Consider the following 22,018-nt stretch of genomic DNA (forward strand, 5'->3'; position numbering starts at 1 on the left):
AACTTTAGATTTAATGTATAAATTTTATATATTATTTCATTTTATATTTTGTTAAAAAATTTTTAAAAGAGTAGCTATAATTTTAGTAAATACAAATATCTTTTATAAGATATTAGATCTACAAAATATAACTACTCCTTTCAGTTATACTAAATTATTACATTAGTATATTTTTATTATTCTAATCCATAAATTCCTATTTCATATATTCTTGCTGCGGAATCTGAACCTTGAGTTGCTTTTAATACACTTAGCTTTACATATCTAGCTTCAGTTGCTTTAAATGCATCTACAGTCTTTCCAGCTGAGTTCTTTATAACTTCAACAACTGGTGTAAATTCTACTCCGTCTGTACTTACTTCTAGTTTATATTCTGAAGTATTCATATTAGGATTTTCTCCACCAGCTTCTGCATGAGCTATATGAAGTTCACTAATAGTTTTTACTTCTCCAAGATCTATAGTTATATTATGAATATCTGATCCTACAGCACACCACTTAGTATCTAATTTATCATCTACAGAGAATTGTGGTGCTTCATTATTATTAACAAAGCTTGAAGCTTCTGCTTTTTTATTTAATGCAAGATTTTTAAGTCCACTCTTAGCTTTATCAGTTACAGTTATAAGTTCTTCAGAAACCTTAACGTCTTTACCTTTTTTATTTTTAGCTGTTAAAGTTACTGAATAAACACCTTCTTTTGAGTATTTAACAACTGGATTTTTTTCTGTGCTAGTTTCTGTGTCTGCACCTTCAAATTTCCATTCAACATTTTCTGTTACTAAGTTGCTAGTACTTTCAAAAGTTATTTCTTCACCAGGTGCAACTAATGTTTTTGATACTTTAAAGTTTGCTTTTGGTTTACTATTATCTGGCCATTCAATTTTTGCTGTAGCTGATTTTCCTCTAACGTTACTTTCATTTACTGCAACTACTTCAAAAGTTGTTTTATTTGAATTATCTTCTCTCTTAAGAGAACTTACATAGAAGCTATTATTTGGTGTAGCTCCTAAGAATGATTTAGTTTTATCTTCATTCACTCTATAAACTTCATATTGTCTTACTTTTTCGTTATCTTTTCCATCCCAGCTAAGTCTTACACCAGTGAACATATCATCTTCTACAAAGATAGTATCTTCAACTTTAAGATTTTTCACATTTACAGCTGATTCATTTTTACCATTATTTATTGTTATGTTACCTAGGTTAATTGCCATGTTTTGTTTGCTTTCATCACTTGTAACTTTATAAGATATTGTCTTTATTGACTTACCATAAGCATTTTTCAAATCATAGCTTACTGTTGTCCATTCTTTTCCAATAACTTCACTTGCTTTTATTGTTTCAGTTTCTCCATCTTGGAATTCTAAAACTAAATCAAGGTTTATAGGTGATTCTGCTTTAGCTGTTGTTGTAAACTTTGTTCCCTTTTCTAGTTGCATATCAGCACTGAAAAGCTTTATAACTGATGATTTATTAGCTTCTAAGTTTCCTGAGAACTTAATAGAGTTTCCTCCATAGAAAGCATTTGAGAAGTCCATTCTAGCTTTTAACTTATTATTTCCTTCATTTTCTATTATCCATCTATAAGTTGGCATTACATCTGCAAGACTTCTATTATTCCAATCTAATTTAGATACTACTTCTCCATTTATAAAGAAATTATATCCATTACCAATATTAAAGTTAGTTGTAAATGGTAGTGAGTTTACTACTGTTTTTTCAATAGCATATTTTGAAACTCCTCTCCATTCCTTATCTTTTGCTTGAGTTTCCATAGTAGGATCTCCAAACTCATTAACCCATAATCTACTTTCTTTATCTTCATATTCTTCTATTGTTTGAGAAGAGAAGAAAGTCCAGCTTGGGCAGTAAAGACCTAATGAAGTATATGGTTTACCTTCAGAATCTTCAAATAATCCCCAGTTAACCTTAGTTCCAGTTCCGTTTGCTTGAACATCTATACCAGCATAAAGGTCATATGGGTTTACTCCTACTTCTTCTGCTTTTTGCTTAGATTTTTTAAGTAATTCTTGTTCTGCATACTTTTTATAAGTCCACCAGAAGTTTAAGAACATGCTATCAGCAACGCTTTCTTTATCTCCATCAATTAAGAAGTAATCATTTTTATCTGTAAGAGCATTTTGCCAATCCATTGCTCCATCTTTTGTCATTGAGTCATACCACATTATTTCTAATGTATTTTCAGATTTTTTCTTAAACTCTTTTATAAATTCTTGCATAAGTGCAGCGTGTTCCTTTGTTACAGGAGCCTTTTCTGTTGGTTCTGTTTCTTGATTTATAAACCAACCATCAAAATTATAAGTTTTACATACTTCTATTAGCTTATCAACCATAGGGAAGTTTCCATTACTATCTTTTTCTAAGAATTTATTAAGCCATTCTATTTTTCCACCATGTTCTGTCATTGGGAAGAATACTGTACCTAATACCTTAACTCCATTTTTATGAGCAGAATCTGTAACATCTGGACTTGGTGGAACTATAATACCTTCCCCTGATGATCCGCCCCAATAAACAAGCTTATCTATGTATTGCCAATATGAAAATGTGTTTGCTGCAAATTTATTTGATCCTTGTGATGGATTTCCACTAGTACTAGCATTCATAATTGAAATTGCTACAACATTAGTATCTTTATTTTGTGTTTCATTAACAGGTGATAAATTTTCTTTATCTACTCTCTTTGCTAGTGGAATAACACTTTTATTGTAGTTAAAATCTTTATCTTCATTTGGGTTCCATTCTAAAAGATCTTCTGGAAACCAAAATGATGATATAGGAGCATTTAGCATGTCTACGTTTACTCCCTCTTCTGTAACCCTGTAGTTAGCCTTTGTAGTAGCTCCATTTCCTGTACATGAAATTAATCCCATACTCATAGTACATAATAAAGCTGAGGTAACTGCTAATTTCTTCTTCGTTGTTAAATTCATATTTACCCTCCTCAGAATTTTAATTTAAACCTTTTCATAAGAAATATTAGCATACGATAATTTTTCTTGTAAGTGGACTAAATATATAAATACTGAAAAATTTATATATTTATAGTTATTTTGTACAATTTATTTTTTATTATGACTATTCAGTATATTTATTTCTTTAGGCTAAATACCTTATATTTCTTAAAATGTTGTATTTCTCCACAATTAGTCTGTAAATATAATTTCCTATACATTAAAAAAGGATGCTTCTTGCATCCTAATAATTTTTCATTTCTCTAAGAGTTGATGGACATACACCATAGTATTTTTTAAACTTTCTGTAAAAATAACTTGTATCTATATATCCAACTTCTTTAGCAATATCATTTATTCTTTTATTCGTATTTAGAATTAAATCCTTTGCCTTTTTATTTTTTACTCTATTTAAATAATCTGAAAATGAATATCCAACTTCTTTTGTAAAGATTTGTCCTAAATATGAACTATTAATATTATATTGCTGAGCAAGTGTTTTAAGACTAAGCTCTTCATAGTATCTTTCATTTATACAATTAATTATTTGAGATACTACAGGGCTATATTTTATTACTCCTGCATTCATAAGGCTTATTAGTTCTTCTAATTCACTTATTATAAATGATTTTACATTATCTCTTTTACTTTCATTACAAAGCTCTACTATTGTATCGCTTAAACCATAATTGCTATATTTTTTATCAATTTTAAACTCTTCTGATATTTTATTAATAAGAATTATTATTTTTATTGATAAATCATATATATTTTTAGGTGTTAAATCATAGTCATCAAATATTTCGCTTATATATTTTTTTATTTCTTCTTTATTTTTTTCTATAATTAAACTATTTATATTTTCTATTTCTTTAGCGAAGTTTCTATTATTTTCTTTTATTGAGCTAATTTTTTCACTACATAAACATACATTATACCCATCTGTTAAAATATATTTTTTTAATTTAACTGCTGATTTATAGCTTAGGTTTAATTCATCTATACTTTTTACTGAATCTCCAATGCCAATAAATATTTCCTTTTCATGTTCCTTTGCTAATAATTCCTTTACTTTTTTAAAATAACTTAGCACTTCATCTCTTGAGTAAGTATTTTTAAATGCATTTATAACTACTAAGCTTCCATCAAGTTTATAAACACATTCATATTTTATATTTAAATCTATATTTAATATTTTATTTATATTTTTATCTATTTTAATTTCTTTATTACTTGGAACTATGACACTTACTGTATAGTACATATCTTCTGAATTGGACTTAGTTATACTTTGTATATATTTATTCTCATAATCTATTGTTTTAGCTTCTAAAAAGCTAATTAAACTTCTATTTCTATCTAATAATTTACTCTCATTTTTTCTCTCTTCATCTATATCATTTCTAACTTTTATTAATGCTTCTTCTAGTTCCTCTTCATTAATTGGCTTTAAAATATAATTTTCTACCCCTAGTTTTATAGCCTTTTTAGCATATGAAAATTCATCATATCCACTTAAAATAATAAACTTTACATCCTTATTTTCATCTTTTATTGATTTTAAAAGCTCTAAGCCTGTTAGTCTTGGCATATTTATATCAGTTACTATAACATCTACAGGTTCTTTTTTAAATAATTCTAAAGCTTCAACTCCATCTTCTGCCATATGAACTATATTAAACCCTAACTCTTCCCATTCAATAATATTTGATAATCCTTGTAATATTAATTTTTCATCATCAACTAACATAACCTTTTTCATTTATTCCACCTCTTTACACGGCAGCTTAACTTTAATTATAGTTCCGTTAACTACCTCTTCTTCTATTTTAATGCCGTAATTCTCTCCATATGTTATAACTATTCTTTCATGTGCATTTAATATACCTATAGATTTTCCACTACCATCTCTTGACTTAAGCCTTTTATTTATTTCATTTATTTTATCTTTATCTATGCCTCTTCCATTATCCTTAATACCTATTATTATATCTTCATCTATTTTTTCTATAACTATAATTAACTTATTGTCTTTATTTTCAAGTCCAATTCCATGAACAAAATAATTTTCAATAAGAGGTTGTAATGTAAACTTTATTATTTGTTTATTTAATAACTCATCTGGGCATATAACTTCAAACTCAAACTTTTCATCATATCTAAACTTAAATATTTCTAAGTATTTTTTACAGTATTCAAGTTCATTTTTTATAGAAATAATGTTTTTTTCCTTTAACTGACTTCTAAATAAAAATGCCAAAACATAAAGCATTTTTCCTACTTCTTTATCACCATTACATATTGCCTTCATTCTTATAGACTCTAATGTATTATATAAAAAGTGAGGATTTATTTGATTTTGTAGTGCAATAAGCTCTGCCTTTTTCTGATTTATCTCTGATTCCTTTTGACTTATCTCAGCTAAATAACTTCTTTTAATATAATCATTTAACTGTTTACACATATCATTAAATCTTTCTGAAATTAAACTTATTTCATCCTTTTCATTACCTAAAGGAATTGAAACTTCTACATTTCCTCCTTTAACTTCATCCATTACAACTAAAATTTTATCCATTCTATCACTTAATTTTTTAAACTTTATAAATAAAATATATTCTACAATTATGAAAAGTAGAATATCTACAAATATTATGGAGCCATAAAATTTAGCTGCTAACCTTCCTGCTTCTTCTTTTTTAATTTTTCCAACTGTAATTAAACCAGAACTATCAGAAAGCTTTGAAATATAGTAGGGTTTTTGAAGACTTACTTCTGATATTCCAAGCATTAAGTTATCAAAGTATGGATAATATTCATATTCATATTTCTCTAAGGAATCATAAACAACATATCCATTTCCTTGTAGTATCATTACTTCAAATAAATCATCATATTTATTTATTATATTGTTTAAAAACTCTAAATTATATTTAAGAATTATAGCTCCCTGTGGCTTTAAGTTAATAGGTTCTCTTATTTCTCTTATATAATTAATTGTATTTTTCTCACAATATAAATTAGTTCTTGAATATTCTTTTGTTAAACTATTTGTTTTTAAAGGTTCTACATTTATTTGATTTTGTCTATTAAAGGTACTTATTTCTCCTCTTCCATAACTAATAAATGATATTTCCTTTAAGTTTTCATTTAATCTAAAACATCTTTGAGTAAAATTCTCTATTCCCTTATAATAATAGCTTTTACTTTCAGAAAATTTATCAAGTTTTCCCATTAAATATGAGATTCTATCTGTATTTAAAAAATTTATTATATCATCAGTTACATAATAGTCTGAATACATGTTATTAACTACATCATTAGAGTTATTAGTTATATCTCCTATTGCCTTATTAACATCATAAACAATTTTTTCATTAATGAATAAATTATTATTTCTTACATCTCTAATAGATTTTTGTATAAAAAATATATCTAAGGTTACTAATAAAAATATTATTGCTGAAGTATATAAAAGAAAAACTCTCTTATATAGCATTGATTTTTTTATTTCCATACTACTACCTCATTTTAAATTTTATTTATTTTCATTAAACCATAATAATAATTTTATGAAAAGATTTTCATATATTTTATATTATTGATTTAATGTTCTAATTCTAGAATAATTTATAATTTACCCTTAATACTTTGAATTTTTCATATATATCAATTATACTTTAAGCATAATTCAAGTAAACATTTTCAAGGAGTGTGTTTTTAATGAATGACATTTTTAATCTAGAAAATATTTTTGATATTTTTAACTATATTTTTTGGTTCTTTTTATTAAATTTATTTTTTATGATTTTAAATTTTCCACTTGTAGCATTTATTTTATTTGTTGGAATTAGTAATGCTATTACATATTTACCATTGTTTTTACTTTGCCTAATACCAGTAGCACCAGCCTTAACAGCTCTTTTATATTGCACTGGTAAATTAATAAGAAATAAAAGCTTAAATATATTTAAAGACTTTTTTAGAGGCCTTAAAATAAATTTTAAACAATCACTTATATTATGGATTCCAGAACTTATTTTAATTTTTGTTCTTCATTCCAATATAAAATTTTTTTCAACATCACAATATAGTATTATAACAACTTGTATATTTTCAATACTATTAATTGTATTACTTTGTGTAACACCATATATATTTTTACTAATTAGTAGATTTTCTATGAAAAGTCTTGATATTGTTAGAGCTGCTTTTATCTTAGCTTTTACTAGACCAATTCTTACAGTTTGTAATGTATTGATTCTTGGCTTTGTTCTTATAGTTTTTGAAATTATTCCTGGAACAACTGCCCTTTTTATATCTAGTATTTTAGCATTTTTACTTAGTTTTTCTAACAAGGCATTGCTTAACGAGTTAGAAGGTTCAAGTAATGATAAAGCTAATGTAACTACTGATAGTACCGATGATAATACAAATAATTTAGAAAAATAAAATTTTTAAATAAGAGAGGGAAATTTATGAATCACAATTTAGAAGAGTTAAAAGACATAGTAAAAAAAATTGGAAAAGACTTATCACTTTCTATTGATAACGAAAAGCTAAGAACTCTTTTTTATAACTGTTTTATTAATACTATAGATACAACAGTTGCAATAGATACTGATGATACATTTGTAATTACAGGTGATATACCTGCTATGTGGCTTAGAGACTCCACATCACAAATAGAACAATATTTACCATTTGTTAATAATCATGATATCTTAAAAGATATGTTTAAAGGATTAATAAACAGACAAGTTAAATGTATTCTTATAGACCCTTATGCTAACGCATTTAATAAAGAACCAAATGGTCAAAAATGGGATAATGATATAACTAAAGATAGTCCTTGGGTTTGGGAAAGAAAATATGAAATAGATTCTCTTTGTTATCCTGTAAGATTAATGTATAAATATTGGCGTGAATCTTCCGATATATCTTTCTTTAATGATGATATAAAATCGGTATTAAATATTATTATAGATTTATGGAAAACTGAACAGTATCACTTTGAAAAGTCAGATTATTCATTTCAAAGATTAAATTGTTCTGAAACAGATACTCTTTGTAATAATGGTTTAGGAAATCCAGTTGCTTTTACTGGAATGACTTGGTCAGGCTTTAGACCTAGTGATGATGCATGTAAATATGGGTATCTAGTTCCTGCAAACATGTTTGCTTCTGTAGTTCTTGGATATATAGAAGAAATAGCAGATGAAATATATAATGATTCTCATCTTAAGGAAAAAGCTTCTACATTAAAAGCTGAAATAGAACTTGGAATAGAAAAATACGGTATTATAGATACTGAAGAATTTGGAAAAATTTATTCTTATGAAGTTGATGGTTTAGGTAATCATAATTTTATGGATGATGCTAACGTACCTAGCTTACTATCAATTCCTTATATTGGCTTTAGAGATATAAATGATGAAATATATCAAAATACTAGAAAATTTATACTAAGCAAAAATAATCCTTTCTACTATGAAGGAATTGCTGCTAATGGTATAGGAAGTCCACATACACCTGATAAATATATTTGGCATATAGCTCTTTCAATGGCTGGACTTACTACAAATAATAAAGAAGAAATTAATGATTTATTAGATACTCTTATAAATACTGATGGAGATACTGGATTTATGCATGAAGGTTTTTATTGCAATGATCCAAATGAATTTACAAGAGATTGGTTTGCTTGGTCAAACTCTCTATTTGCTCATTTTGTATATGAAGCATTATTAAAAAATTAAGTTGCCCATTAAAAACTATTAAAATACCACAAATGGTGTTGTAGCATTAAGATACTTATATACAATATAGTGTTTTGCAAGTTCAAAACTAACACAATATATTGTAATATTTATTCTTATAGCCACAGCACCATTTTATTTTTGTTACTAATTTATTTTAGAGTTATTTATAGAACTCATAAAAATATTAATATAATACTTAATATTTTTATAAATTTAAATACATAATATCTTTTAAATATACTTTTACTATCTAAATCATATTTTATAATAGCTAAATTTATAAGCTATTACTTGCAACATATATATACGGTATATATATAAATATAAATGATATTCTTTGCCATAATCCCTTATATGATATTATTGTATCTTTAAATTTATTACTTTTTGAAAGTGCAAAAAGACTAGAAGCAATAACTGTAATAATAAAGCTAATAATTGAAATAACACCTGAAATATTTTCCCCAGCTTTAAAAGATAAAATAGAAATTATAAATGGAGTAATTGTAAATGCTATTAATCCAATAGCTGAAGCAAAACTATGAATTTTAGTATTATTAGACTTTATTTTACCATTTTTATCTATGCTAAAAATAGAAGATATAACGCAATCAAAAATTGCATAAATTAAGATTAATACCAATAATACTTTACTTAATTTTATAGAAACTAAATTATATTTTATATATAAGTTAAAAGATTCTATAATTAATATGCTTCCTGATATTATCATCCAAATATTATAAAAGGTATATACTGGTGAAGATGAACTCCCTAAAATGCTCATTACCATTTTTTTATGACTATATCCCTTATAAAATGGTGCAATAAAAAAAGGAATTATACAATCAAGTACTGAAACCATTATTAATATTATCCAAGAAAAGCTACTATTCCAAAAATTCATGTCGTTACCCCGCCAAATTAATAAACTAAAAATACAGTTTATTTTCTATATAATTGTATTTTTTTATCTTATCGCCTATAAAATATCTTTTTTTATTATCTATATATTCTTCATTAATTTTCCCAAAAAACTATAATTCACTCTATAATTTTATTTTCTTTTTGAATAAAGCTCTGCCCAAGCTGGAAAAAATCCTGAGTTTAAAGCAATATTCTGTGAATGAAAATGGGACTCTACAGTACCATAAAAAGGTACCTTGCCCCGTTTTAAAATTTCATTTTTCAAAAGGGTCACCAAGCTCGTCCCTATACCTTTCCCCCTATATTTAGGCAAAACATCAATACCTATTTGCCACATTGTTTTACTATCTTCACTAGCTCCTGCTATTCCCATTATCTCATTTTTATCAAAAGCTGCAACTGCTAAAATATCTGGAGAAGCTTCATTAAAGGCAAATGCCTCTTCAAATCTATTATCACCTTTAAACTTAATTATTTCTTCCTTTTCATACCACCTTACATTTAAAACCTTAATTTTAGATGATATATCTGGATTAGGTAAATAATAATGATGTACATCTGCTATTTCATGTCCAAATTCTTGTAATTTCTCATCTATTCTTCTTAATTTTGGATACTCAAAAAGCCATGCAGCCTCTCTATTTAATAAGTTATCTTTACACCAAGGTATAATAATATCTTCAGAGTTTATAATTGCCCTATTTCCAAAACAAAGTATTTTAAAAAAACAACCACCACTATTAGAAACTCGTCTTCCATCTATAAACTTATTTTCAACAACTGTATTTTTTTCTTTTTCAAAATCTAACACACTACAATTATAGTCAAGAGCTAATTGATTTTTAGCAATTTGTAAAATTTCATTTTTTGTATACAAAATTATCACCATCCTTAATTACATTTTGTAAGCTTTATTTAATAGTTTCTATCTTATTAAATGGATATACTCTAAATATAGCTTTTCCCTCTACCTGTTTATTATCAATAAGCCCAAAATTTCTACTGTCCTTACTTACCCCTCTATTATCTCCTAAAACTAATAATTTATTTTCTGAAACCTTAATAGGAAAACTAATGTCTCTACTAATAGTCTCGCCCTTTACATAAGTTTCATCTATTTTTTCACCATTTAAATAAACAAAACCATCTTTTATATTTATCTCATCTCCAGGAACTCCAATTACCCTTTTTACTAAACTAATATTATCATTTTCTCCCAATATAGAACTTATAGTATTTTTAATATTATCAATAATATTACTTCTTTCTTCATTTTCAAAAAATATAATTATATCTCCTCTTTTAACTTCAAAAAAATTATAACTTAATTTATCAATTAATAATCTATTCCCATTGAACAATGTATTCTCCATAGAGCTTTGTTCAACTTTTGCAACTGCTAACACCTCAGTATTTATAAATAATCCTATTGAAAATGCTAATACTATTGTAAATATAAAACTTTTAATTTCTTTTATGACTTTTTTATTTAAATTCATTTTATCCCTCCAATACTTTTTATTTTCTCTTTTCTCATAAAGTATGTCACCTTTATTCCTTTATATTACTTCATAATTTAATAAATCTACTTTGCAAATATGAACTTTTAAATATCTTTTGCTCTACACGCTATGTTACCTTATCTGATATTCTGATAATATTTTTTCAACATCCTCAACAAGTTCATTTTCTGCTCCCCAATTAATATTTAATGCACCTGCTCCTGCAGCTGCTCCAACACTTTTCACTTTCGTATATCCATCCATATTATCAATTATAATTATAATTGCAGCTTTACTGTTGTTTCTAAAAAAGTACTTTTCGTAAATTAAAGTTAAAATATATTTATTATCCCCAATACAGTATCTTGATGAGTCAATAAACTCGTACTTTAACTTTTTTTCTATTAAGTTTTCAACTTCTTGTGGTGAAATACTAACTTTGAAAATACCCTTTGCCATAAAATCCTCCTTTTTGTTACCTTCATATATATTAATTATAACTAAATAAATCATAGATTAAAACTTCTCATCTTAATATTCTTAATATTTAAATAATAAAACTATAACTTAAGTTCCTAATTAGATTTTAATTTAAATTAATGATATAATTACAATAAACAATGTAAATAATTAAACTAAAAAAGACAGTATGTATAAATATATTAGACTTTGATACACTAGATACAAAAAAATATCATAGTATATTTAAAATAAAAGAAGAAGAAGAAAATTACATATTAACTGATTTGTTAGAAATACATTTTCTAGAAATGAAAAAATTAAAAGGCTATAATGAAAATGATGATTTATCCCAATGGATAAACTTTATAAAAGCAGATTCAAAGGATGTTTTAGAAAGTATGGCAAAAGTAAATCCTAACATCGATAAAGCTGTGCATGTTTTAACAACTATGAGTCAAGATAAAAAATCAAGAGCAGAATACCTTTCACGTGAAATGGCACTTCATGATGAAGCTACTAGAATAGAAGAGGCTATGGAAGAGGGCTACGAAAAAGGTATCGAACAAGGTATCGAACAAGGTATTGAAAAGACTAAAATAGAAGATGCAAAAAATCTTTTACGATTAGGTGTAGACTATAATCTAGTTGTTAAAGCTATAGGATTAAGTTCTGAAATAGTAAAAAAACTTTCGATAGAAGTTTTAGAAGAAAATAATAATTAATAAATACTGCCAGTAGATAGATTTTGTATAAGTCAACTCTCTCTACTGGCACTTATTTTAATTATTATATTTAATTGTAAATTATGTTATTATTATGATAATTATTTTTACATATCCACTATTTTTACGTAGAAAATGTTATAGAGGAAAATTAAAAAAGTGAATAAACAACCGTAGACTATTTAATAAAAATATTCATTTAAGTGATGTGCTAATGCACCTATAAGATTTGCATCTTTTTTATGTGTACAAGTATTTACTATAGGCTTTATTTTAGCAATGCTTATTTTACTTAATAAATAGTCTATTTTTTCATTTATTCTTTTTATAAAGTCTTCTCTATTGCTTATTGCTCCACCTAATAATATTATTTCTGGATCATAAATATATTGAAGATTATATATTCCTTTAGCTAAATTCATATAAAATGTATCTATAGCTTTTATGCAAAATTCATCTCCATTTTCAGCTGCTTTAAATACTTTTTCTCCATTCCATGACTCATCATTATAATGCTTTCTTACTTTTCTTACAAAGGACATAGTTGATGCAACATCACTAAAGTTTTTATACTCTCCATCAATTTCTTCCATTATCATATAACCAAATTCTCCACCGTGAAGATGCTTTCCGTGATGAATCTTTCCATTTTTAACTATTGCTCCACCAATTCCTGTTCCACATACTACAAATAGCATATCTTTAATATTTTTTAAGTCTCCTGAAAAAACCTCTGCTAAAGCTGCACAATTTGCATCATTTTCTATGCTTATAGGTAAACCTACTTTTTGTTTTAATATTTCCTTCCAATTAGGTCCATGTATGCATGGTACTGCACTGCCTCCTCCAATAATTCCAGTCTTTGTATTTACTGCTCCTGGTGCACTTATTGCAACACCTTTAATACAATGTAATGTTTTTACTTTATTAATCCACTCTACAATTGCTTCTATAAATTCCTCTAAGTTATGAGATACATAAAGAGTATCTTTTAAAGTTAAATTTCCACTTTCATCACTTACTGCAACCTTAATTGAAGTTCCACCAATATCTAAGCATGCATACATATTAAACCCTCCCTAAATTATAAAATTCCTTTTAAAACCCATTATTTTCAGTTAAATTTTTAAACCATCTACCACTTTTCTTTATAGTTCTTTCTTGAGTTTCTAAGTTTAATGAAACTAATCCATATCTATTTTTATAAGAATTTAGCCATGACCAATTATCTATAAATGTCCAAACATGATAACCGACACAATTTGCCCCTTCTTCTATAGCCTTGTGTAACCATGTCAAATGATCCTTGTAGAAGTTTATTCTATAATCATCTTGGATAACACCATTAACTAAGAATTTTTCTTCACCTTCCACACCCATTCCATTTTCAGTAATCATCCATTCTATATTGTCATAATTATCTCTAATATTTATAGCAATATCATATATACCCTTTTCATATATTTCCCACCCTCTATGTGGATTTATCTTTCTTCCTGGCATAATGTAATGATCATAATAATATTCTGGCATAAATGGTGCATCTGGATTTGGCATATGCTCTTTTGCACAAACTCTTCTTGGCTGGTAATAGTTTACGCCTAGAAAGTTTATTGTATTTTCCTTTATTATTTTCAAATCTTCCTTTGATGCTATAGGCATTAAATCATGTTTCTTAATTATATCAACTAAATCCTTAGTAAATTCACCCTTTATCGCTGGATCTAAGAAACTTTTATTACAGAATAAATCTGCTATATAGGCTGCTTTTAAATCACTTTTATATTCACTTCTTGGATAACAAGGAGAAAGATTTATAATCATTCCTATTTTCCCATCTTGTCCTAACTCCTTATAGCTTTTTATTGCTAGAGCACTTGCAAGTGCAGTATGATAAGCTACTTGTACAGCAGCTTTTGGATCTACTTTATATGGATAGTGATATCCTAAATAATATCCACATTCAACATGTACCATTGGTTCATTAAATGTAAACCAATGCTTTACTCTATCCCCAAATATCTCAAAGCAAGTCTTTGCAAATTCACCATAATAAGAAACTACATCTCTATTTTCCCATCCTCCAATATTTTGAAGTTCCATTGGCATATCAAAATGAAATAAATTAACAAATGGCTCTACTCCATTTTTTATCATTTCATTAATTACATTATTATAAAATTCTACTGCCTTCTCATTAACTTCTCCAAAGCCTTTAGGAAACATTCTTGACCAACTTATAGATAATCTAAATGAATTATGTCCTGTTTCCTTTAAAAGACCTATATCATTTTTATAATTTTTATAAAAAGTTGATGCATTATTAGGACCTATATTATTATGAAACCTAAAGTTTTCTGTTTCATACCAATAATCCCATATATTTTTCCCTTTACCATCTTCATAGTTTGCTCCCTCTGTTTGAGTAGCTGAAGCAGCACTACCAAAATAAAATTCCTTTGGAAATTTAATCATAGCATTCACTCCTATTCCTAAAGTACATTTAATAAATACTTATTTTAAACGATTACTTTTATTCTTAATATTTTTATTTTAACATTATTAAATTATACTTTATATAATTCATTTTCTACTTTTAGTGTTCTATTTTTATAATTTTTTAGATACTACTCCTCTAATACCTATCCTTTCATAATCTTTCTAAAATATTTCTTTCTCCCAAGTTTATCTGCGTTACTTTCAAATTATATTTTTTACTTATATAACTTATTACATAAGATAATACATAACTAGTATAAATTACATATACACCATTTTATTTCTCAATTATAGCTTGTTCTGTAATAAATGCTACTAGCTAAAAATCAAATATACAATTTTACTAAATTATAAAAAGAAGCTTTCTCTAGATGATGAATACTAAATTACAAAATTTTATTTATATATTTAATAACTATCAATATACAACTTTAATTTATAATTTAATTTAATTTAAATTTTTATTAAAGCTACTTTAAAATTGTACGATATATTATATATACTATTAATTTATTATAAAAAATAAATTAATCTTTCGTAGAATTATTTGCCTCTTGAAAATTATATAATCTTTATTAATGTTTTCTTCATTGTTATTCTCAACTTTTCTAGGAAGATACTTATTTTTTTTAAAAAACTATTATATATCCTAGTATTGAGAAAATTAATGTTCATATAAATTAACAAAACAATAATATATATTAGGAGGGAAAAAATATGATTAAATTATCAAAAAGTATAGCTATACTTACAATCACAAGTTCAATAATATTAGCTAGCACATCTACTACCTTTGCTTATGGGAAACATAATTATGATATGGAATCTACTAATTTATTAGGTGGACGTCATAATACTTATGTAGAAAGAACAGATCCATATTTAATTGTAAATGTTGATGGTATAGATGAATTAACTAGAGAAATAGCTCTTAGAATACCATATTGTGAATTAGGTGTTATCCCAGGCCAAACTATAAGTTATAAAAGAATTATAGATTTAATACAATCTCAAGTAGATTCTACTGCTGGTAGTGATATTTATAAAGTTAAAGGATTTGTTGATAATACATATCTTATAGAAGGATACTCCCAAACTTCTATTGAAGTTATAAATGGTAATGATATTATATTTCCTATAGTGTCAAAAGATATAAAACAACCTAAATATTCAATAGTTGGAGAAGTCTTACTAGAAAAATTACCAAAAGTAGAAAAACCAAAAGAAATGATTAATACTATAGATGTAATATATACTCCAGAATTTTTTCTTAAATCTAGTGAGACTGGAATAAAACAATTAAGTTTATTTCCTGAAATAGAGTTAGGGAAATTAAATGCTGGATATAAGATATCATCAAAAGAACTACAAAAATATGCACAAATTGAATTAGATAAAAAATTTGGATTAGGAAAATATATTATAGAATCAAGAAGACTAGCTTTTTCTAGAAATATATCTCAAACTAATATAAATGAAGACTATCAATTATTATCTGAATTTGAATTAAATGAAAATTTTGAATACGAAGTTAAAAGTCAATATAAAGATATAAAATCTGATGAATATAGAGATTTAATTGTAGATAAATTTTATGTTAAAGAAAATGATACATCTAAAGAAGTTATTAAAGAGGAAATTAACACAAACGCTTCAACTAATACTATTAATGCTTCTTTAAATAACTCTTATGATTATAATGATAAAGATTTAATTTCATTATTAAATGAATTCGAAGAATTTTTAAATTCCGAAAATTCAAATTTTAGTATTGATAACAATAAAATAACTGATGATTTAAATGATAAGGAAATATTAAATCTTTTAGAAAATATAAATAATCAATTTGATATATATTTAAACCAATTTTCATTAGTAACACCAGAGTAAACTAAATACTTTTTAGTTAATACTTAAATTTATTATACTAAAAAAAATAGGATTCACATTAATTTAATTGTGAATCCTATCTTTTTTCCTAGTATCAAACTTATTTTGATACTAGACCATTTTTAATATATTATTACATTAGTATTTTTAATACATCGGACTACTAGTTATGCTACTATCATTATCTCTTGGAGCATAAATATTAACTTCTCCAAAAGCTCCAGTCTTTATAGTATAGACATTAACTTGAGGATTACCTAAAATCTCATAGGATAGCCCTCCATATTGTGCTGGTGCTAAATACCCAACTTCGTTTCCTATTACTGGTGCTACATTAGTTCTATAAACCCTCCATGTAGCTACATTAGGGCTAAGATTTAAATATCGTTTTTTACTAGTGTTAGGTCTTATTGAACTTACATTTTCAGGAGCTGTACTTATTGTCCAATCTGGATCTCCTGGTGGAGTATAAATATTAACTACTCCAAATGTAGAAGTATTTATAGTAAATACATCACTTTGTGGATTAGCTAAAATTTTATATGATAGACCTCCATATTGTGCTGGATTTAAATATCCCACCTCATTTCCAACAACTGGTATCTCATTTGTTGAATATACTCTCCAACTACTTACATTTGCACTTAAGTTTAAATAATAGCTTTGAGTTATTGTTGGTTGATTTACTGGTGGTATCGTAATTGTAGGATTATTTGGCTTAGTTATTACACTATCTCCTACTAACCCCCTAACAATAGCTATTGCTACATTTTCTGGATTATACATACTCATATCTGATGTGTCTATAAAAAAACATTCTATTAGCATAGCTTGCATATTAACTCCACCTACTAGAGCTAAATCAGATCCATCCTTTATTCCTCTATCTAAATATCCTAAAGCAACAATCTGATTTAATACATTTACAGCTTCTTTAAATGCTATTCCCTTTTTTGTATATATTTCAGTTCCTTTCCCCCCACCTGAATTTAAATGAATAGAAACTGACAAACTTGCTCCTGATGCATTTATTTTCTCTACTCTAGTTTTTAAACTTTCTGAAATGCTATTTGCATAATCTGGTGAAACTACTATTACAGTATTCCCCAATGCTTCTAATTCTCTTTTTACAATTACGCCTATTTCCCTAGTACATTTTTCCTCTCTATATCCATTACCACTTGCTCCAGTATCAGCTCCACTTAAAGTGTGACCATAATCTAATGCAATTTTCATGTTATCACCTCTATATTTAAAATATGCAATTTTAAATATTTTGGTTATCTTATTTACATATTATTTTTCATTGATTATTTTTAATTGCTTCTTTTCAAAATCTGTTACAGTCATAGGTTTTGCGTATAAATATCCTTGAACTAAATTACATCCTATACTTTTTAAAAAGTTTGCTTGGTCTATAGTTTCTACTCCTTCTGATATTACACCTAAATTTAATTCTTTAGCCATCTTTACTATATTAGATATAATTATTTTTCCTTTTTCAGACTCACTTTTTCCCTTTAAAAATAATCTATCTAATTTAATAATATCAATAGGAATATCCTTTAACATATTAAGCGATGAATATCCTGACCCAAAATCATCTAATGATATTTTGAAACCTATTTCCTTTAATTTATTTAAAGCATATATTAATATTTTAGAATCCTCAAATATTATACTTTCTGTTATTTCTATTTCTATTAAATTTGGTGGAATCTGATATATATATATTATCTCTTTTATACTACTTAAAAAGTATTCTATGTTATTTAAATGAACCCTAGATATATTTATTGATATAGGAATCAAGTCAATATTTTCATCCATCCATTTTCGTAGATATCTACAAGTTTCTTTTAACATATAAATGTCTAAGTTTATTATAAAACCATTTTTCTCAAAAACAGGTATAAACTTATTTGGGCTTATAATTCCTTTTTCAGGATTGTCCCATCTTGCTAAAGCTTCTGCACCTATAAGCTTATTTTTATTCATGTCATATTTAGGTTGGAGATATAATTTAAATTCTCCGCTACCTAATGCATTATACATGCAATTTTCCATTTCCTTTTCTTCAATTAACTTCTCTTTTAATTCAATGTCATAAAATGCTATATGATTATTAAAATTATTTTTTACTGTTTTTCTTGCTGCCCCTGCATAATCTATCATTAAATTTAAATCTATTTTAGTATCTACTATTCTATAGACTCCAAAAGCTAATAAAAATCCTTGAAAAAATTTGTTTTCTACACTATAACTATGAATTTTGTTATCTATTTCTTCAATTCTTTTTATTATATCCTCATCATCTTTATATTCCATTAATATTAAAAATAAATCATCTTGAATTCTACAATATAGTTCATTATATATCAGGCTTTCTTTTAAAACTCTAGACATATGTTTTATAGCTTCATTTCCAATTTTATATCCTCGCATTTCATTAATAAGCTTAAACTTATCAACATCTAATTGAATAATTGCTAGCTTTTTATTGCCTTTTGATTTTATAACTTTCTTAGCATCTATTTTAAACTTCGTTAGGTTATTTTCACCTGTTACTTCATCTACAAACGCCATTTTTTCTAGCTTTTTTTCAATTTTATTTCTATATATAATTATGTATGTAATAGTTAATAAAAACACTAAAAATATAAGTAAAACTAAGTACATTATAGTTCTAATAACACCTATTACATTAGAAAATGCAACATCGTATGGAACTGCTACTAATGAATACCATTCCTTTTCAATATTAAGTTTAGTATAGCTAATAAAAGTTTTATCTTTATCTTTTACTACTAATCTGATTCCATTTTTTCCATCCTGTAAATCATTTGCTAATTCATCAACAGTTTTATTTACTTTATCAATATTTTCCAAATTGGGATTCGAAAAAATATTTTTATATAGTTTGTCCTCATTATTACTCTCTGATGATAATATTACATCTCCATTTTTATTTATTATTTTAGAGTATCCCTTTTCATTAAAACATTTAAAAGAAGCTATATGATTTAATAATTCTGCTTCCTTTATAACATATAAAACTCCATCAACTTTTCCTTCATTAATTATAGGAACTGAATATAACATTATATTTTTATTAGTTTCTGGATCAACAAATGTACTAGATATATATCCTTCTCCATTAATTGATTTTAAGAAATATTCTTCCTTAGATAAATCTTCAACCTTGTCTTCTGTTGAGTATCCTATACCATTAATATCAATAATACCCATTCTAAGAAACGAGCTTTTACTATTTTCTAATTTTAGATATTTTAATACACTTTCTTTTCCATAGGATAGATGCATTGTTACATGATTAGCAATACTCTTAGTATAGCCATAGTTATTATAAATTCTATTCTCTATTGCAATTGCATTTTTTCTTGATAATTCAGTTATATACTCTTTTGTCTCTTCACTTAATATTGAACTTACAATATTAATAAATGTTGAAGTAATGATAATAATAATTATTACTGTTATTAATAGAATCATATTTATACTTACAAAATTTTTTTTTGTACTTTTTGACATTTACATCCTCCTTAATTTATTTTTATATTTATTTAGAACACTCTCTATATCACTTTTATTAACGGTTATATATATTTGTATTTATGCTATATTCTAAAATCTCTTTATACTCTATATCTGTAACAATTAAACTACTTTAAGCAAATTATTAATCTTAATTTCTTATATATCTATTAATTAATTTCTTTATTATTTTCATAATTGCTTTTTAATCCCATATCTTTTTTTTTCATATATTCACTATAATAAATCATTTGTTCTTTAACAGTAAGCTCGTCTACAAACTGACTTAAAAGAAGCACCTCTTCACAATTTCCATATTCAATATATAACTGCCCCAGTCTATCTCTTAAATCATTATCCATACTTCACCACTCCTGTAGCCCCCATATTCATTCTCATTTTCCCCTCTTTTGTAATTATTAATTTTATTTTAATATTTTGAAACTAGTAATTCATTTTATATTCTAGTATATTTTAATTTTAATATCGTGAAATTTACATAAAATAGCCAATTAATGTTGTGAATTGTAAATAAATATTTTATTTAAATCATAAAAGGGCTATTTTATGATTTATTTTCTCATAAAAACAACCCTTAAATCATCATCAATACTTACCAATTTTTACATTTTATTTTTATAATTTCCTTACATTCAATATATTTATGTAGTAATAAACACCTCTTTATATTTATCGTAATGTTTTAGTTAATTATTTAGTTTTTTAACATATTATTTTAAAATAATAATTTTATGTTTCTATAAAATATATTTATATATAATTAAAATTGCTATTGAACATAAAAATATAACAGTTTTTAATTTAAATATTTTATTATAATAATATTTACTTAATTGAATCTTTCTTTATTCTTTAGTTACTTTCATCTTGACATAAATATTTAAAATATGCTTTTTTCACATCATTACTTCTTGCTCTACTTAATAATATCTTCTTTCCTGACTCTACATGTACTGTTGCGGAAGTTATTTCCCTAATCTTAGCTATATTAACTAAATATGATCTATGAGTTAAAATGAAATTTTTATTTTCCAATTGCTTTTCTACATCATTTATTTTTCCAATAAAATTTATTTCTTCTAGATTAGTATGTACTGTTAAAACTCTATTATTAATTTCTATAAACTCTATATCATTTAAGTTTATAACCTTTACAAAGTTAGAATTATTTATAACTAAAAATTCTTTTTTATTATCTTTAAGTTTTAATAAAGCTCTATTTAATGCTAATTTTATTTTCTCATTTGCATTTTTCCCTTTTATAATGTAATTTAACGCTTCTACTTCATATCCATCTAAGATGTGTTCTGTAGTACTTGTTAAAAAAATTATCTGCATTTTTTTATCAAAAGTTCTAATTTCTTTTGCTGTATCTATTCCACTAATACCTTTCATTAATATATCTAAAAATAATATGTCATAGCTATAACAATCTTTTTTTAAATAATTTAAAAGTTCTTCTCCTGAACTATAGCAATCTATTTCAAAGCTAATATTTTCTTTTTTAAATAAGTCTATTATTGTTCCCTTTATGCTGTCTCTAAAGAAAAATTCATCATCACAAATTGCAATTTTAATCATATATTCCCATCCCTTCTACTTCAAAACATATGCAATATGTATTCCATTTTTTCTAATTTATGCCACCATAATTAATATTATATATCCCTAAATATTCATTGTCCAACACTAATATTATT

General features: G+C 25.5%; 17 protein-coding genes. 4 read left to right on the forward strand and 13 right to left on the reverse strand.

The features are described 5' to 3' along the window. Positions 1-176: 176 nt before the first annotated feature. The 3 genes from ACYQ1T_RS03820 to ACYQ1T_RS03830 all read right to left on the reverse strand — a co-directional run bounded on the left by ACYQ1T_RS03820 (position 177) and on the right by ACYQ1T_RS03830 (position 6,495). A complete protein-coding gene (locus tag ACYQ1T_RS03820; RefSeq protein WP_459831993.1) occupies positions 177-2,957 on the reverse strand; it encodes an endo-beta-N-acetylglucosaminidase in 2,781 nt (926 codons plus the stop codon). Between the two features lie 265 nt (positions 2,958-3,222). Further along, positions 3,223-4,740 (reverse strand): response regulator transcription factor, encoded by a 1,518-nt coding sequence (locus tag ACYQ1T_RS03825; protein WP_459831995.1) that lies wholly within the window; start codon positions 4,738-4,740, stop codon positions 3,223-3,225. Continuing rightward, positions 4,741-6,495, reverse strand: a complete 1,755-nt coding sequence (locus ACYQ1T_RS03830; protein ID WP_459831997.1) for a sensor histidine kinase — start codon at positions 6,493-6,495, stop codon at positions 4,741-4,743. A 206-nt stretch (positions 6,496-6,701) separates the two neighbouring features. Here ACYQ1T_RS03830 and ACYQ1T_RS03835 point away from each other — a divergent pair, with 206 nt between their 5' ends. Beyond that, positions 6,702-7,430 carry a YesL family protein gene (locus tag ACYQ1T_RS03835; RefSeq protein WP_459831999.1) on the forward strand — a complete coding sequence of 243 codons (729 nt, stop codon included), beginning with the start codon at positions 6,702-6,704 and terminating at the stop codon, positions 7,428-7,430. 26 nt (positions 7,431-7,456) lie between these two features. Next, a complete protein-coding gene (locus ACYQ1T_RS03840; RefSeq protein ID WP_459832001.1) occupies positions 7,457-8,737 on the forward strand; it encodes a glycoside hydrolase family 125 protein in 1,281 nt (426 codons plus the stop codon). 280 nt (positions 8,738-9,017) lie between these two features. Here the strand turns inward: ACYQ1T_RS03840 and ACYQ1T_RS03845 are convergent, their stop codons facing one another. The 4 genes from ACYQ1T_RS03845 to ACYQ1T_RS03860 form a co-directional block, all read right to left on the reverse strand. Further along, positions 9,018-9,647, reverse strand: a complete 630-nt coding sequence (locus ACYQ1T_RS03845) for a DUF998 domain-containing protein (RefSeq protein ID WP_459832003.1) — start codon at positions 9,645-9,647, stop codon at positions 9,018-9,020. 150 nt (positions 9,648-9,797) lie between these two features. Beyond that, positions 9,798-10,544 (reverse strand): GNAT family N-acetyltransferase, encoded by a 747-nt coding sequence (locus ACYQ1T_RS03850; protein WP_459832006.1) that lies wholly within the window; start codon positions 10,542-10,544, stop codon positions 9,798-9,800. Between the two features lie 34 nt (positions 10,545-10,578). Then, positions 10,579-11,166 carry a signal peptidase I gene (gene lepB / locus ACYQ1T_RS03855; RefSeq protein WP_459832008.1) on the reverse strand — a complete coding sequence of 196 codons (588 nt, stop codon included), beginning with the start codon at positions 11,164-11,166 and terminating at the stop codon, positions 10,579-10,581. A gap of 135 nt (positions 11,167-11,301) precedes the next feature. After that, on the reverse strand, positions 11,302-11,628 hold the full coding sequence (locus ACYQ1T_RS03860) for a DUF6054 family protein (protein ID WP_459832010.1): 327 nt from the start codon (positions 11,626-11,628) through the stop codon (positions 11,302-11,304). 170 nt (positions 11,629-11,798) lie between these two features. Here ACYQ1T_RS03860 and ACYQ1T_RS03865 point away from each other — a divergent pair, with 170 nt between their 5' ends. Beyond that, positions 11,799-12,353, forward strand: a complete 555-nt coding sequence (locus ACYQ1T_RS03865; RefSeq protein ID WP_459836446.1) for an Rpn family recombination-promoting nuclease/putative transposase — start codon at positions 11,799-11,801, stop codon at positions 12,351-12,353. Positions 12,354-12,535: 182 nt separating this feature from the next. Here ACYQ1T_RS03865 and ACYQ1T_RS03870 read toward each other — a convergent pair whose 3' ends face one another. After that, positions 12,536-13,420, reverse strand: coding sequence for an ROK family protein (locus ACYQ1T_RS03870; RefSeq protein ID WP_459832012.1), 885 nt, complete (start codon positions 13,418-13,420; stop codon positions 12,536-12,538). A gap of 31 nt (positions 13,421-13,451) precedes the next feature. Continuing rightward, entirely contained in the window at positions 13,452-14,828 is a 1,377-nt protein-coding gene (locus ACYQ1T_RS03875) for a glycoside hydrolase family 1 protein (RefSeq protein WP_459832015.1), read from the reverse strand. A 741-nt stretch (positions 14,829-15,569) separates the two neighbouring features. Here ACYQ1T_RS03875 and ACYQ1T_RS03880 point away from each other — a divergent pair. After that, complete coding sequence (locus ACYQ1T_RS03880; RefSeq protein WP_459832018.1) at positions 15,570-16,742, forward strand: hypothetical protein; 1,173 nt, start codon at positions 15,570-15,572, stop codon at positions 16,740-16,742. A gap of 147 nt (positions 16,743-16,889) precedes the next feature. On the opposite strand, the gene ACYQ1T_RS03885 is transcribed toward ACYQ1T_RS03880, so the two are convergent. The 4 genes from ACYQ1T_RS03885 to ACYQ1T_RS03900 all read right to left on the reverse strand — a co-directional run bounded on the left by ACYQ1T_RS03885 (position 16,890) and on the right by ACYQ1T_RS03900 (position 21,899). Further along, a complete protein-coding gene (locus tag ACYQ1T_RS03885; RefSeq protein ID WP_459832020.1) occupies positions 16,890-17,978 on the reverse strand; it encodes an N-acetylmuramoyl-L-alanine amidase in 1,089 nt (362 codons plus the stop codon). 60 nt (positions 17,979-18,038) lie between these two features. Beyond that, a complete protein-coding gene (locus tag ACYQ1T_RS03890; RefSeq protein ID WP_459832023.1) occupies positions 18,039-20,294 on the reverse strand; it encodes a bifunctional diguanylate cyclase/phosphodiesterase in 2,256 nt (751 codons plus the stop codon). Between the two features lie 173 nt (positions 20,295-20,467). Then, complete coding sequence (locus ACYQ1T_RS03895) at positions 20,468-20,659, reverse strand: hypothetical protein (RefSeq protein WP_459832026.1); 192 nt, start codon at positions 20,657-20,659, stop codon at positions 20,468-20,470. Between the two features lie 511 nt (positions 20,660-21,170). After that, complete coding sequence (locus ACYQ1T_RS03900; RefSeq protein ID WP_459832029.1) at positions 21,171-21,899, reverse strand: LytR/AlgR family response regulator transcription factor; 729 nt, start codon at positions 21,897-21,899, stop codon at positions 21,171-21,173. Positions 21,900-22,018 lie beyond the last annotated feature (119 nt).

This window comes from Clostridium carnis (assembly GCF_054657435.1).